Raw genomic sequence first — 13,902 nt, 5'->3', positions numbered from 1 at the left:
AAAGGCGGCGATCTCTTGGTCATTCGTCCGACGGGTTGAGCAGTTCGGACAAGGCGTCCGGCTGGCTCTTGAAAGCCTTGGCGAACACATCACGATTCTTCGCCATGTAGATCCCGGCTTCCTCGACCTGTTGCTCGCTCAGCGATGGAACGGCTTTTTGCAACACCTCCGCCAGCAATTCGGCGAGTTCCAGCATTTTGTCATGACGGTCAGCTTCGGCTTTATCCATGAACAAGCGCTCCAGATCTCGGCTGCTGCGGTATACCACTTCGACGGCCATTCACCACCTCACATGCCTTCACATTGGTTGTCTTTGTGACTACTGTATTTATATACAGGCAAAAGAATAAGCGAATCCTTTTGCTTTGGATAGTGGCTTTTTAATGTAGACCGGTTTCGGCATGTGAGCGCGAAGCTAATGTGAGCAAAGCTTGTGTGGGAGCAAAGCTTGCTCGCGATCCGGCCGCATGAAGCCACCAAAAGTGCCGCATACCAGCCTATCGCCATCTCACTCTCAGTCGCTGGCCTTTTTTCTGCATGCAGAACAACCGTCACGTCCAACCCGCATCATCCGGTCGAGCCGACCTAAGGAAACTACATCGTGAAAATCAACTGGGCCGAGAATTTGCGCCAGAACGTCCATCAACTGGCCGAATCCCTGGGAAACCTGTTCGTCGAGACCTTTCACTACCTGGCGCTGTTCGCCATCGGTGCGGTGACCGCGTGGGCTGCGGTGATGGAATTCTTGCAGATGATCGAGGCAGGACACATCAAGATCGATGACATCCTGCTGTTGTTCATCTACCTGGAATTGGGGGCGATGGTCGGGATCTACTTCAAGACCAACCACATGCCGGTGCGGTTTCTGATCTACGTGGCGATCACGGCGCTGACACGGCTGCTGATTTCCAATGTTTCCCATCACAGCCCACCAGACCTGGGGATCATTTACCTGTGCGGAGGCATCCTGCTACTGGCGTTTTCGATCCTGGTGGTGCGCTATGCGTCGTCGCAATTCCCTTCGGTCAAGATCGAGCACCCGCACCGCAAGGTTGGCGCGGGCTCCAGTGAGCATGCCGAAGTGGAGAAGGGGGAAATCTAGAGGCCGGTGGCGGCGGAGGCTGGCCCCTGTGCGTGCGGTGGTGGCAGCTTGATGTTGTCACCGCCGGTCATTGCTTCGAGGATGGCCACGGCGCTGTGGCCCTGTTCGATGGCGATACCGAATTGAATGCTCTGCACCAAGCGCTTGAGCCGCTCCGGATCGTTGCGCTGCTGGGCGCTGATCATGCGTTTGGCGACGACGCGCCCGCTCTTGGACAGGGTCAGCATAATGCTGCCGTCCAGGCCCTGAATACTCAGGTTGATTTGATAATGCGGCGCAAAGGCGTCGGTAATGATCTGAAAAGGGTTGTCCATGATGCGTCACCGCCTGATTGAACGTGCAGTTGTTGACCGGCCGTGATCGGGATTAGTTCGCAACACCAGACCATCGGCCATTCCATGATCGTGTTCATCTCAAGATTCCGGGGCCGGGCAGGCCCAGGATCAAAAGACCGCGGCCTGCGGCAGCTCCTGCATAGAGTTAGCAAGTGGCATGCCGGAAAAACTGTCGGACAATGATCGCGGAGCCTGGGCGCCGAACGCTCTGGAATGCGGCCGTGGCCGCTGCCCGTTTCGGGGCAATAACGCGCGGATGTTCGTTGACGGTGCAGGAGGCAGGGACGATTTGCGCTGGATAGGCAGGGCAGGGGTAACTCCCGACATTAACAGCGCTTTTGCTCGTTGTCCGGCTTTATTTGCATATGAATATTTATCTTTTCCCAGGGGTTGAATTGTTCCTCCGCCAGCCCGACTCTGTATTCAAGGGGCCGTTGCATCAACGTCGATGGCCCCCGGCGAGCTAGCTGAAATAAGGGATGAACTATGCAAATCCAAGTCAACAGCGATAACCATATTCAAAGCAGCATCCGACTGGAGGAGTGGGTACGTACTACCATCGAAAGCACGCTCGAACGTTATGAAGAGGACCTGACACGGGTCGAGGTTCATTTGCGCGATGAGAACGGCGACAAGCCGGGTCCCCATGACCTGCGCTGCCAGCTTGAAGCACGGCCGAAGGGCCATCAGCCGATTTCCGTGACGCACAAGGCCGAATCGCTGGAACTGGCGATCGAAGGTGCGGCCACCAAACTTGAAAATGCCCTGGAGCATTTGTTCGGCAAACTGCGCGGCAAGCGCGCCGCCGTTGACAAGCCGAGCGAATCCGTAGCCTTGGCCGATGCGCTGCTGGAAGAAGAATTCCTCGAGAACGAACGGGCTTCGCTTCACGGCTGAAACCCCGTCCATTTCAATTTCGACTGAACAACGGGCCTGCAATTGCAGGCCCGTTTTGTTTTTGTATGTGAACTGTTATCTGGAGAAGCGCAATCGATGGGGGAGCGAGCCTGCTCGCGATAGTGGTGGGGCAGCTTGCATGGATGTTGGATGTGCCGACGTCATCGCGAGCAGGCTCGCTCCCACACTGGATCTTCAGTGGGTTTGAGTTTCATGTTCAGCATAGGACTTCTGTGGGAGCGAGCCTGCTCGCGATGGCGATAGCCGGGGCTAGCGCAAAAACGCCTGCCGATACTCTCCGGGCGTCGCGCCCAGGGCCTGGCGGAACCGGTTGGTGAAGTGGCTGGCGCTGGCAAACCCGCAGGCCAGTGCTACGTCGCCCAGCGGTTGTGAAGTGGTGCGCAGCAAGTGTTGCGCGCAGGTCAAGCGTCTAGCCAGTACGTACTGGTGAGGCGGCAGCCCGAAGCTTTCGCGGAACATCCGCGCGAAGTGGTATTCGGACAACGCACACAGCGCCGCCAATTGACCGAGACTGATGGCGTCGGCCAGGTGGCTGTCGACGTAATCCACCAGCAACCGCCGCTGGTGAGCGGCCAGGCCGCCCTTGAGGCGAAGCCCTTGGCGCTGGCCCACCTGGCTGAGCAGCAGGTGGTTGAGCAGATCGTGGGCCAGGCTGGTGGTCAGCAGGCGTTCGCCCGGTTCATCCCAGTTCAGCGCAATCAACTGGCGAAAACGCTGTGCCTGTCGCGGGTCGTCGAGGAATGTCTCCTCGTGCAATTGCACCTGTCGAGGCTCGCGATCCAGCAGCGTGACGCACCCCAGGGCGAATTGTTCAGCGCTGAAATACAGGTGGGCGAGGCGAATGTCGCCGTTGATGACCCAGGCTGACTCATGCCCGGCCGGCAGGATGCAGAGTTTGTCCGGTGCCCCCGTGGTGTCGGGCCGTTCGCGGCGAAACGTGCCGGTGCCGCCGGCGATGTAGCACGACAGCGTATGGTGGGTCGGCGCCTCATAGTCCCGGGCGTCGTGATGATTGCTCCACAAAGCGGCCGCCATGCCGTCCCCGAGCTCGGCACTGTGCTCCAGGCGAGCATTGGGCGAGCTGTTGAGGGCTTGAAAGACTTGCAGGGTTTGCAGTGTGGGCATGATCGGTTCTCTCCAACGCCTTGCATCCTACTCCGTCGATGGGGGCGTGCCAGCCTGTCTGTCGACAAAAACCGCAAGTTTACGCAAGTGCCGCAGGCGCAGTGGCGTGACACTGGCTGTCATTGTCAGGAGTCGTCGCCATGAACCTCTCGTTGTATCTGCTCACCGTGCTCATCTGGGGCACCACCTGGATTGCGCTGAAATTGCAATTGGGCGTGGTCGCCATTCCCGTGTCGATTGTCTATCGCTTCGGTCTCGCGGCTCTGATTCTGTTTGCGATGCTCTTGCTCAGCCGGCGCTTGCAGGTGATGGGGCGGCGCGGCCATTTGATTTGCATTGCCCAGGGCCTGTGTCTGTTCTGCATCAACTTCATGTGCTTCCTGACCGCCAGCCAATGGATTCCCAGTGGTTTGGTCGCCGTGGTGTTTTCCACCGCCACGCTCTGGAATGCCCTCAATGCCCGCGTGTTCTTCGGTCAGCGGATCGCGCGCAACGTGCTGTTGGGTGGTGCCCTGGGTCTGCTGGGGTTGGCGCTGCTGTTCTGGCCGGAGCTGGCCGGCCACAGCGCAAGTCCGCAAACCTTGCTTGGGTTGGCGCTGGCGTTGCTGGGGACCTTGTGTTTCTCGGCGGGCAACATGCTCTCGAGCCTGCAACAGAAAGCCGGCCTCAAGCCGCTGACCACCAATGCCTGGGGCATGGCCTACGGCGCGGCCATGCTGTCGCTGTGGTGCCTGTTCCAGGACATCCCGTTCGACATGGAATGGAACACGCGCTACATCGGTTCGCTGTTGTACCTGGTGATCCCGGGGTCGGTGATCGGCTTTACCGCCTACCTGACGCTGGTGGGGCGCATGGGGCCGGAGCGGGCGGCGTATTGCACGGTGTTGTTCCCGGTGGTGGCGTTGAACGTCTCGGCGTTTGCCGAGGGCTATCAGTGGACCGCGCCGGCATTGGTGGGATTGGTCCTGGTCATGCTGGGCAACGTGCTGGTATTTCGCAAGCCGCGACCAGCGCCAGCAAATGTGGTCTTGGGCGCTCGCTGAATCGAAAGGAATGGCAGGCCCGCCCGACAGGGCCTGCCAGGCGGGTTACTTCCAGACCTGCGGGTTGACCAGGTTCTGCGGACGCTCGCCCAGCAAAGCGCTGCGCAAGTTATCCACAGCAAGATTGGCCATGGCTTCGCGGGTTTCGTGGGTCGCCGAGCCGATATGGGGCAGGGTGACGGCGTTCTTCAACTGGAACAGCGGCGATTCGGCCAACGGTTCTTTCTCGTAGACATCCAGCCCGGCACCGCGGATGCGATTGTTTTGCAAGGCTTCGATCAGCGCCGGTTCATCCACCACCGGGCCACGGGAAATGTTGACCAGGATGGCGCTCGGTTTCATCAGGCTCAGTTCGCGCTGGCCGATCAGGTGACGGGTCTTCTCGCTCAATGGCACCACGAGGCAGACGAAGTCCGCTTCGGCCAGCAACTGATCCAGCTCGCGAAATTGTGCGCCCAACTGGTTTTCCAGCTCGGTCTTGCGGCTGTTGCCGCTGTAGAGGATCGGCATGTTGAAGCCCAGCCGGCCGCGCCGTGCAATGGCTGCACCGATGTTGCCCATACCGACGATACCCAGGGTCTTGCCATGCACATCGCTGCCGAACAATTGCGGCCCGACTGTCGCCTGCCATTGCCCGGCCTTGGTCCAGGCGTCCAGCTCGGCTACGCGACGGGCGCTGCTCATCAGCAGGGCGAAGGCCAGGTCGGCGGTGCTTTCGGTGAGTACGTCGGGGGTGTTGGTGAGCATGATCCCGCGCTCATTGAAGTAGGCCAGGTCATAGTTGTCGTAGCCCACCGAGACACTGGCGACCACTTGCAGGTTCGCAGCGCCCTGCAACTGCTCGCGCCCGAGCTTGCGACCGACCCCGATCAGCCCATGGACGTGGGGCAGGGCTTCGTTGAACTGTGCGTTGATGTCGCCCTTGGACGGGCTCGGCACGATCACGTCGAAGTCCTGTTGCAGGCGCTCGACCATCTGGGGCGTGATACGGCTGAAGGCAAGTACGGTTTTTTTCATCGTGCAAGGCTCGTCTGGGAGAAGATACCAAGCACGCTAACATTCCTGGCGAGGGTTAGGCGAGGGGGAGAGCGGCTGAGCGTGGCAAAACCGTTGTGGGAGCGAGCCTGCTCGCGACGGCGTTGCATCAGTCATATAGCGGTGGCTGACAGACCGCTATCGCGAGCAGGCTCGCTCCCACAGGGGCTTCTACTTCATGCCTTGGCTGTTTATGCCGCCCGCAAGGAAATAAAGGCGTAATTGACTGGCGCTTCAGTGACCACCTGTGCGCCACAGGCCGATACCTGGCTGGCCACGTCGTCGCCAGACAGATGGAACTGCCATTGACTGAAGTGTTGTTGCGCCGGTTGCCGGCGCGCCTCATCGAGGGCTGCCACGAATGCGCTCATGTCCGGCAGGTATGCGGTGAAACCGTCGCCCTTGAGGGCCGTCGTGCGGATGCCGAGGGCGGCGCAGATGCGGTCCTTGATGGCGATCTCTTCACGGTCGGCCTGGCGTGAGCGTTCGATCAACCGAGCCAGTTCCTGGTCGACCAGTTCACCGCCGAGTATCAGTTGTGGCCCGGTTTCCCATGACTCGGGAGGGCATTCCTTGACGGCGATATTGAGGGGAATGTGCGGATTGATTTCCATCGGATAGATACGGCACACCAAGGGGCGACGCTCATAGATGCGACAGAGGTTTTCTTCGTCAAGATTCCGACAGCGGCCGACGTTGTAGGCGGCAAAAGTGATCGCCACAAAGGCCTCGGTGCTGCCGCTGTGGACCACCGCCGAGCGGCGCTCGGCATGCTCGCGTTGTACCGTCGGCAGGCCGAGGCCGTTCGGTAGGAAGGCCTCCACCAGGACAATCACCTGGCCGCCATCGTCCGCCCACATGCGGGCCTCGTCGAGGGTCAGGGGAACGTGGTGATCGGTGCAGCATTTGCCGCACCCTACGCAGGAAAACGTTGTGTTCATTGGGCGACCGATGGGGAAGGCTGAAACACGGCGACGGAAACACGCCTATCAGCTGTTGCGAAGCAAGTTATGCGCCATTCACCGGGCGCTATCGGTCGGACGGATCGAGTCCCACTCGGTGACATAGGCTGTCTTGGTTTTCTTGCGATAGAGGCACAGCTCGGTGCCACTCGCGCCTTTCATGTGCTTTTGCGGGTACTGGCCTTGCAGCAGCAACGCGGTGTAACCGACGCGGTCGTCGAATTGTGCGGCAGTGCCTACCGGTTCGGCGTCTTTCAAACTGCTGGTCTTGAGGCAACTGGCGAGTACGGCTTTATCGTGGGCTGCCCACGCGTCGGGACTGGAGGCGTGGGTCTGGGGGGCCAGGGCAGTGAGGCCAAGGAGGATCAGGGTTTGGGGTTTCATCAGCAATGTCCTTATTCTGGGAGGCCAGGGCAGGAGTATGCCTGAATGGTGCCGGGCGACGATCGATCCCAGGCCGCCCGGGACCGATCGGGTGTGCCTCAGTGACCTTGCTCGGCAACAGCCTTGGCCGCTGTGATCAGGCATTTGGTCAGTTCCGGCGAGGAGAACTTGGTGAGCACGCCGTTGGCGCCGGCCAGCCGGGCCTTTTCGCTGTTCATGGCGCTGTCCAGCGAGGTGTGCAGCAACACGTAGAGGTGGGCGAAGTCCGGCGTTTCGCGCAGGGTCCGGGTGAGGGCGTACCCGTCCATCTCCGACATTTCGATGTCGGAGACGATCAGGTTGATTTGTTCGGCCGTGCCTTGCAGGTCCAGCAGGCACTCGATGGCTTCCTTGGCACTGCGAGCAGTGTGGCATTGCAGGCCCAGGTTGCGCAGGGTGTGCACCGATTGTTGCAGTGCGACCTGGCTGTCATCGACCACCAGGATCCGTGCGTTGCCCAGGACTTCGGCGTCTTCCATGCTCAATTCGGTTGGCGCGGTTTCGATCTGCGCCGGTGCGATGCCGTGGATGACCTTTTCGATGTCCAGTACCTGCACCAGCGTACCGTCCACCGAGGTCACGCCGGTGATGAACGAGCGCACACCGCCGGAACCGTAGGGCGGCGGTTTGATGTCGGTGGTCAGGCAATGCACGATCTTGCTCACCGCCTGCACATGCAGACCCTGTTTGGAGCGACTGACGTCGGTGACGATCAGGCAGCCGCCATCCGGATCTTCCAGTGGCCGCTCGCCAATGGCGCGGCTCAGGTCGATCACCGACAACGATGTCCCGCGCAGGGTGGCGATGCCTTTGACGTGCGGATGCGACTCCGGCAGCTTGGTCAACGGTGGGCAGGGAATGATCTCACTGACCTTGAGCAGGTTGATCGCCATCAGCTTGCCGCTGCGCAAGGTAAACAGCAGAAGCGAAAGTGAATCTGCGCGGGCTTTGTTGGAAGACATAAAAACCTTCTGTGGAAAAAGGTGGGGCGAGCATACCGATCGCCAGAACAGCTTGTGATATTGGGTTATCGACTTGTCGGGGACAGGCTTTAGGGCAAAAGCTTGTCGATAGCATTGATTGCCGTCATCAGGTCTTTGTGCGGGATAGCTTTTGTGGCGAGGGAGCTTGCTCCCGCTCGGCCGCGTAGCGGTCGTAAGATTCGAAACCGCGCTGCCGTTGATAGGGGCTGCTTCGCAGCCCAGCGGGAGCAAGCTCCCTCGCCACAAAAGCACCTCCAGCCACTATTTCAGGCCAAGCCGTTTTGCCATCCGCCCCAGGTTTGCCCGGTCCAGACCCAGCTCCCGGGCGGCGCTGGCCCAGTTGTGCTGGTGACGCTCCAGGCAGGCCGCGATCAGTTGGCGCTGGAACTCGTCCACCGCTTCGCGCAAGTCCCCCCTCACCTGCGCCATGGCCGGTACCGGACTGAGGGACGAAGGTGCGGGGTTATCCACAGGAGCCTGGGGCAAATCCAGGTCCTGGGCGCTGAGGCTGAGGATTTTCGGGCGTGTCGTGCACCGACCCAAGGCCTTCAGGGCGCTGCGGCCGATCAGGTGTTCCAGTTCGCGCACGTTGCCCGGCCAGTCGTAGGCCAGCAATGCCGCCTGGGCATCGCTGGTCAGGCGCAGGCTGCCCAGGCCCATGCGCGAACGATTCTGCTCCAGGAAGAACCCGCTGATCAGCAGCACGTCCCGCCCACGATCACGCAGCGCCGGCACCTGCAACGGATACACACTCAAGCGATGGTAGAAGTCGGCCCGATATCGGCCGTTGCGCACTTCTTCGGCAAGGTCGCGATTGGTGGCCGCGATCAGGCGTACGTCGACCCGATGTTCCTTGTCCGAGCCCAGGCGTTGCAGTTGGCCGCTCTGCAGCACTCGCAGCAACTTGGCCTGGACGGTCAGGGACAGCTCACCCACCTCATCGAGGAACAAGGTGCCGCCGTCGGCCAGTTCGAATTTGCCGCGCCGGTCGTTCGTGGCGCCGGTGAAGGCGCCTCGTACATGGCCGAAGAGTTCACTTTCCACCAGCGTATCCGGCAGGGCGGCGCAATTGAGGCTGATGAGTGGCTGCTCGGCGCGTTTTGACGCGGCATGGATGGCCTGGGCGACCAGTTCCTTGCCCACACCGGTTTCGCCTGTGATCAGTACGGTCAAGTCACTGCCGCCCACCAGCGCGATCTCTTCCACCAGGCGCTTGTGGGCCTTGCTCTGGCCGACCATGTCGCGAGGTTGCTGGCCGCTGGCCTGGCGATAGACCTCGGCGCGACGGTGCTCGTCCTCGGCCTTCAAGGCCAGCCGCTCGATGCGCTCGGCGGCGCTGACCGTGGCGGCGGCGAGGCTGGCGAAGGCTTGCAGGGCACTCAGGTCGATGGGCTCGAAGCGCTCCGGGTCCAGTGAGTCGAGGGTCAGCAGGCCCCAGGGGCGCTCGTCGACGAACAGCGGACAGCCCATGCAGTCATGAACCTCCAGATGCTCGGCCAACCCTTCGACCAGCCCGTCATACGGATCGGGCAGGCCGCTGTCGGCGGCGAAGCGGGTGGGCTGCGGGTTGGCCAGCAGTGCTTCGAAGCGCGGATGTTCGCTGACCCGGAACCGCCGGCCCAGTGTATCGGTGCTCAAGCCATCCACGGCGAGCGGCACCAGGCAGTCGCCGTCCAGGCGCAACAACGCCGCCGCATCGCAGGGCAGCAGGGCGCGCAAGGTGCCGAGCAGGCGACGATAGCGTTCGCCTTCAGGCAATTCGCGGGACAGATCGGCCACCAGTGGCAGCAGGGAGGTCAGCAGGGCGGTTGCGGTCATAATGACTCCATGTAGTCGTAACGACTATAAAGCGCGTCGTGTCGTTATGACTACAGTGTTCTTAACTTGCTGATATTAAATGGAAAAATTTATGGCATGGAAACTGATAAGGCTTAGGTAACTGTTATCGGTCATATGCCAGGAGTCACCCTATGCTCAGTCGAGAAGAACGCGCCATCATTCGCTCCACCGTTCCGTTGCTGGAAAGCGGGGGTGAAGCGTTGATCACTCACTTCTATCGCATGATGCTGTCCGAGTACCCGCAGGTGCGCCCGCTGTTCAACCAGGCTCACCAGGCCAGCGGCGATCAACCGCGTGCCTTGGCCAACGGTGTGTTGATGTATGCACGGCACATTGACCAGCTCGATCAACTGGGCGACCTGGTGGCGAAGATCGTCAACAAGCATGTTGCCCTGCAGATCCTGCCGGAACATTACCCTATTGTCGGTTCATGCCTGTTGCGGGCAATCGCCGAAGTGCTGGGCGCAGAGATCGCCACGCCCGAAGTGATTGCGGCGTGGGGCGCAGCCTACAACCAGTTGGCCGATATCCTGATCGGCGCCGAAGCCGGCATGTACGACAAGAAGGCCGAGGCGCCGGGCGGCTGGCGTGGCGAACGAGAGTTCATCCTGACGGCCAAGGTCCAGGAAAGCTCGGAGATCACCTCGTTCTACTTTGAACCTGCGGACAAGGGCCCGATCCTGGTGGCCGAACCGGGCCAGTACATTGGCATGAAGCTGATGCTCGATGGCGAGGAAGTGCGCCGCAACTATTCACTGTCGGCCCTGGCGGACAATGGTCAGTACCGTATCAGCGTCAAGCGCGAGCCGGGTGGGCGGGTGTCCAATCACCTGCATCATCATTTCGATGTCGGTAGTCGCATCCAGTTGTTCCCGCCGTCCGGGGATTTCTACCTGACCGCCAGCGACAAGCCGTTGGTGCTGATCAGTGGCGGCGTCGGCATCACCCCGACCCTGGCCATGTTGCAGGCGGCGCTGCAAACCGAGCGGCCGGTGCATTTCATTCACTGTGCGCGCAACGGCAGTGCCCATGCTTTCCGCGACTGGATCGACGACCTGGCCAAGCGGCATCCGCAGCTCAAGCGCTTCTACTGCTACGACGAAGACGACGGCTTGAGCCCGGCGGCCGACAAGGTGGGGCTGTTGAGCCAGGAGCAACTGGCGCAATGGCTGCCGCAGCAACGTGACCTGGACGCCTATTTCCTCGGGCCGAAGGGTTTCATGGGGGCCGTCAAGCGCCACCTCAAGGCCTTGGGTGTGCCGGACCAGCAGAGCCGTTACGAATTCTTCGGCCCGGCGGCGGCGCTGGAGTAAGGTCACGGCTAATCCGGGGAACCGGGTTGGCCTCATCGCGAGCAGGCTCGCTCCCACAGGGGATTTGTGGTGGACATGATTCCTGTGAACGCCACAAAAAACTGTGGGAGCGAGCCTGCTCGCGATGGCACCGGCACATTCAACATCAATGCAAGCTGATCCACCGCTATCGCGAGCAAGCTCGCTCCCACAGGGGATTTGTGGTGGACACGATTCCTGTGAACGCCACAAAAAAACTGTGGGAGCGAGCCTGCTCGCGATGGCACCGGCACATTCAACATCAATGCAAGCTGACCCACCGCTATCGCGAGCAAGCTCGCTCCCACCCTGGATCTGTGTGGTGACAAAATCCGCATTCGCCCCAAATCCCCCTGTGGGAGCGAGCTTGCTCGCGATAGCGGCGGCAGGTCCGCCCCTGTCCAACGGACCCGCATTAATCTGCTCTTAACCTTCTTGCGGTCTATTCCCCTCCAATGTCGACGCCCGCTGCTCGTTCACTGTCATGGTCTGCGTGTAGACTTCGGGCATCCGAGCGCGCACCCGAGTGTTGCCGTGCTGCGCGTCGATCCATGCAGACAAAGGGAAACGCAATGAGTGAGGAAATGATGCGGTTGGGCCGTGAGCGGCGCTACCTGGTGCTGCTGGGGCTGATCTGCCTGGCACTGATCGGCGGTGCGCTGTACATGCAGGTGGCCCTCGGTGAGGCGCCATGCCCGCTGTGCATCCTGCAACGCTATGCGCTGTTGCTGATCGCGATTTTCGCCTTCATCGGCGCAGCCATGCGCACCCGTCGCAGCCTGACGATCTTCGAAGGCCTGGTGGTGCTCAGCGCCCTGGCCGGTGCCGGGGTGGCGGGGCATCACGTGTACACCCAGTTCTTCCCCGCGGTCAGCTGCGGTATCGACGTGTTGCAACCGATTGTCGATGACCTGCCGCTGGCGAAGATCTTCCCGCTGGGCTTCCAGGTCGATGGCTTTTGCTCCACCCCCTACCCACCGATCCTGGGTCTGTCCCTGGCGCAATGGGCGTTGGTGGCTTTCGTGTTGACGGCGGTGCTGGTGCCGTTGCTGGTGTCGCGTAACCGTAAACAGATTCGCTGAACCGCCTTAATGAAACGCCCCGGTTTCTCTCCAGGAGAGCCGGGGCGTTTTGCATTTCACTCTCGAGCCGGGTCGTCCTTGATCCGAGGCAAGAATGGCCTGCGACAATGTGCGACATGTTGTCACATATCTTGAGGCGCTCTGCCTTTGCGAGGCCGATTAAACGCTTCTCCCTGTAATAAAAAAACGTCTGCTTTCGCAACAAGCGCATCGCTGGCAGCAGGCATTTTTAACAGCGAAGCGTCAGGCGCCAGAGGCCCCGAAAACTGGGCGCTTGCCGGGCAAAAAAGCGCTTGGCGGTCCTCCCGAGCTGTCTAAATCGGGCGTAGTAGGCCTACGTTTTTTGGGGTTCTTGTTGAGAATGAATTTCGATAACATGCTTGCCCGTTGCAATATCGGCAAGAGATTGTTGCCGGATCGGATAAAAATTATTTCGGGATGAGACATGGTCTACAGCGCGTCAGCTCACTACAATCGCCCGCACCGATTTTCCGACCCGGCTCAAGCTTGAGCACGAGAGTGGTCGAAGGGCGCCAGCGCCCCATGCGACCCCAGGTGTCGGTGCCTCCAACTATCCGCACCAAATGGAATTGGGCTTGAACTAGGCCTTTGACCAACGAATAAGAACTCACTGCTGGCCCAGGATGTGTCGAACAGCCGCTGACGTTCGACGGGCAGCCCTTATTCAATCCAAGAAAATGCCAACCCTTGGCAGGGTGAAGTGTTGGCGATCAAAACCCAACTGCATTGCGCAAGCTGCTTTAGAGGTCGTGAGATGAGTAAAAACAGGTACCCCCGATTACTAGGCTTGCTGCCGCTGCTCGGCACGTTGTTGCTGGGAGGCTGCAACATGACCCTGCTCGATCCCAAGGGCCAGGTCGGCCTGGATGAACGAAACCTGATCATCACCGCCACGTTGCTGATGTTGCTGGTCGTCGTGCCGGTCATCGTCATGACTTTCCTGTTCGCCTGGAAGTACCGCGCGACCAACACCAATGCCACCTACACGCCGAAGTGGTCGCACTCGACCAAGATCGAAGTGGCGGTGTGGACCATTCCGGTGCTGATCATCATTGCCCTGGGTTACGTCACCTACAAGTCGACCCACGCCCTGGACCCGTATCGTCCGCTGGATTCCGACGTCAAGCCGATCACCATTGAAGTGGTCTCGATGGACTGGAAGTGGCTGTTCATCTATCCGGAACAAGGCATCGCCACCGTCAACAAGATCGTGTTCCCGGCCCACACGCCGATCAACTTCAAGGTCACCTCTGACACCGTGATGAACTCGTTCTTCATCCCGGGCCTGGGCGGCCAGATCTACGCGATGGCGGGCATGCAAACCAAGTTGCACCTGATCGCCAACCAGAACGCCGAACTCGACGGTATCTCCGCCAACTACAGCGGCGCGGGTTTCACCGGCATGAAGTTCAAAGCAATCGCCACGACCCAGGAAGATTTCGATGCCTGGGTCAACGATGTGAAGAAGGCACCTAAACAGCTTGAAAAAGCTGAATACGAAGCCCTTTCCAAACCGAGCCAGAACAACCCAGTCGAACTCTACTCGTCGGTTACGCCGAACCTGTTCCAGACCATCATCGACAAATATGAAGGGATGAATCCGGGCAAGCCGATGCACCACGAGAAGAACGAGAAGGAAGTGGCTCACAACATGGAAGGGATGGACATGAGCTCGCATTCAGCTGCCGGGGCAGAGGAGTAAA

At 60.3% G+C, this 13,902-nt stretch carries 14 protein-coding genes; 6 read left to right on the top strand and 8 right to left on the bottom strand.

Going from position 1 to position 13,902, the window contains the following annotated elements:
* Positions 1–19: 19 nt before the first annotated feature.
* Positions 20–280, bottom strand: coding sequence for a YebG family protein (locus DTP52_RS19780; RefSeq protein ID WP_003205410.1), 261 nt, complete (start codon positions 278–280; stop codon positions 20–22).
* Positions 281–601: 321 nt separating this feature from the next.
* On the opposite strand from DTP52_RS19780, the gene DTP52_RS19775 reads away from it, so the two are divergent.
* On the top strand, positions 602–1,102 hold the full coding sequence (locus DTP52_RS19775; RefSeq protein ID WP_047699631.1) for a phosphate-starvation-inducible protein PsiE: 501 nt from the start codon (positions 602–604) through the stop codon (positions 1,100–1,102).
* On the opposite strand, the gene DTP52_RS19770 is transcribed toward DTP52_RS19775, so the two are convergent.
* Entirely contained in the window at positions 1,099–1,416 is a 318-nt protein-coding gene (locus DTP52_RS19770; protein WP_109754847.1) for a DUF3509 domain-containing protein, read from the bottom strand. The two genes, DTP52_RS19775 and DTP52_RS19770, sit on opposite strands and share 4 nt — an antisense overlap.
* Before the next feature lie 507 nt (positions 1,417–1,923).
* Between DTP52_RS19770 and DTP52_RS19765 the strand changes: the two genes are divergently transcribed.
* A complete protein-coding gene (locus tag DTP52_RS19765) occupies positions 1,924–2,334 on the top strand; it encodes an HPF/RaiA family ribosome-associated protein (protein ID WP_109754846.1) in 411 nt (136 codons plus the stop codon).
* Positions 2,335–2,604: 270 nt separating this feature from the next.
* Here the strand turns inward: DTP52_RS19765 and DTP52_RS19760 are convergent, their stop codons facing one another.
* A complete protein-coding gene (locus tag DTP52_RS19760) occupies positions 2,605–3,480 on the bottom strand; it encodes a helix-turn-helix domain-containing protein (RefSeq protein WP_109754845.1) in 876 nt (291 codons plus the stop codon).
* 140 nt (positions 3,481–3,620) lie between these two features.
* Between DTP52_RS19760 and DTP52_RS19755 the strand changes: the two genes are divergently transcribed.
* Complete coding sequence (locus DTP52_RS19755; protein ID WP_109754844.1) at positions 3,621–4,523, top strand: DMT family transporter; 903 nt, start codon at positions 3,621–3,623, stop codon at positions 4,521–4,523.
* A gap of 45 nt (positions 4,524–4,568) precedes the next feature.
* Here the strand turns inward: DTP52_RS19755 and DTP52_RS19750 are convergent, their stop codons facing one another.
* From DTP52_RS19750 to norR, 5 genes are all read right to left on the bottom strand, one after another.
* On the bottom strand, positions 4,569–5,540 hold the full coding sequence (locus DTP52_RS19750) for a D-glycerate dehydrogenase (RefSeq protein WP_109754843.1): 972 nt from the start codon (positions 5,538–5,540) through the stop codon (positions 4,569–4,571).
* A gap of 209 nt (positions 5,541–5,749) precedes the next feature.
* Entirely contained in the window at positions 5,750–6,499 is a 750-nt protein-coding gene (locus DTP52_RS19745; protein WP_109754842.1) for a YkgJ family cysteine cluster protein, read from the bottom strand.
* Positions 6,500–6,577: 78 nt separating this feature from the next.
* On the bottom strand, positions 6,578–6,904 hold the full coding sequence (locus DTP52_RS19740) for a hypothetical protein (protein ID WP_109754841.1): 327 nt from the start codon (positions 6,902–6,904) through the stop codon (positions 6,578–6,580).
* A 98-nt stretch (positions 6,905–7,002) separates the two neighbouring features.
* Positions 7,003–7,905, bottom strand: coding sequence for a chemotaxis protein CheV (locus DTP52_RS19735; RefSeq protein ID WP_109754840.1), 903 nt, complete (start codon positions 7,903–7,905; stop codon positions 7,003–7,005).
* Between the two features lie 282 nt (positions 7,906–8,187).
* The gene (gene norR, locus DTP52_RS19725) at positions 8,188–9,744 is read right to left on the bottom strand and encodes a nitric oxide reductase transcriptional regulator NorR (protein WP_109754839.1); all 1,557 of its coding nucleotides are present in this window, start codon (positions 9,742–9,744) and stop codon (positions 8,188–8,190) included.
* A 152-nt stretch (positions 9,745–9,896) separates the two neighbouring features.
* Between norR and hmpA the strand changes: the two genes are divergently transcribed.
* From hmpA to cyoA, 3 genes are all read left to right on the top strand, one after another.
* Positions 9,897–11,078, top strand: a complete 1,182-nt coding sequence (hmpA, locus tag DTP52_RS19720) for an NO-inducible flavohemoprotein (RefSeq protein ID WP_109754838.1) — start codon at positions 9,897–9,899, stop codon at positions 11,076–11,078.
* Positions 11,079–11,668: 590 nt separating this feature from the next.
* Positions 11,669–12,178: a disulfide bond formation protein B gene (locus DTP52_RS19715; protein WP_109754837.1), complete on the top strand. Its 510-nt coding sequence runs from the start codon at positions 11,669–11,671 to the stop codon at positions 12,176–12,178.
* 775 nt (positions 12,179–12,953) lie between these two features.
* A complete protein-coding gene (gene cyoA / locus DTP52_RS19705) occupies positions 12,954–13,901 on the top strand; it encodes a ubiquinol oxidase subunit II (protein ID WP_003205397.1) in 948 nt (315 codons plus the stop codon).
* The last annotated feature ends 1 nt before the right edge of the window (position 13,902 follow it).

Source organism: Pseudomonas sp. 43mfcvi1.1 (genome assembly GCF_900115935.1).
GTDB lineage: Bacteria > Pseudomonadota > Gammaproteobacteria > Pseudomonadales > Pseudomonadaceae > Aquipseudomonas > Aquipseudomonas bijieensis.
The sequence above is the reverse complement of the archived record's forward strand: the minus strand, read 5'-3'. Positions and strand labels throughout refer to the sequence as shown.

Coding starts and splice junctions, on each gene's coding strand:
- DTP52_RS19780 (WP_003205410.1), bottom strand. CDS start 280: ATGGCCGTCGAAGTGGTATACCGCAGCAGCCGAGATCTGGAGCGCTTG.
- DTP52_RS19770 (WP_109754847.1), bottom strand. CDS start 1,416: ATGGACAACCCTTTTCAGATCATTACCGACGCCTTTGCGCCGCATTAT.
- DTP52_RS19765 (WP_109754846.1), top strand. CDS start 1,924: ATGCAAATCCAAGTCAACAGCGATAACCATATTCAAAGCAGCATCCGA.
- DTP52_RS19760 (WP_109754845.1), bottom strand. CDS start 3,480: ATGCCCACACTGCAAACCCTGCAAGTCTTTCAAGCCCTCAACAGCTCG.
- DTP52_RS19755 (WP_109754844.1), top strand. CDS start 3,621: ATGAACCTCTCGTTGTATCTGCTCACCGTGCTCATCTGGGGCACCACC.
- DTP52_RS19750 (WP_109754843.1), bottom strand. CDS start 5,540: ATGAAAAAAACCGTACTTGCCTTCAGCCGTATCACGCCCCAGATGGTC.
- DTP52_RS19745 (WP_109754842.1), bottom strand. CDS start 6,499: ATGAACACAACGTTTTCCTGCGTAGGGTGCGGCAAATGCTGCACCGAT.
- DTP52_RS19740 (WP_109754841.1), bottom strand. CDS start 6,904: ATGAAACCCCAAACCCTGATCCTCCTTGGCCTCACTGCCCTGGCCCCC.
- DTP52_RS19735 (WP_109754840.1), bottom strand. CDS start 7,905: ATGTCTTCCAACAAAGCCCGCGCAGATTCACTTTCGCTTCTGCTGTTT.
- norR (WP_109754839.1), bottom strand. CDS start 9,744: ATGACCGCAACCGCCCTGCTGACCTCCCTGCTGCCACTGGTGGCCGAT.
- hmpA (WP_109754838.1), top strand. CDS start 9,897: ATGCTCAGTCGAGAAGAACGCGCCATCATTCGCTCCACCGTTCCGTTG.
- DTP52_RS19715 (WP_109754837.1), top strand. CDS start 11,669: ATGAGTGAGGAAATGATGCGGTTGGGCCGTGAGCGGCGCTACCTGGTG.
- cyoA (WP_003205397.1), top strand. CDS start 12,954: ATGAGTAAAAACAGGTACCCCCGATTACTAGGCTTGCTGCCGCTGCTC.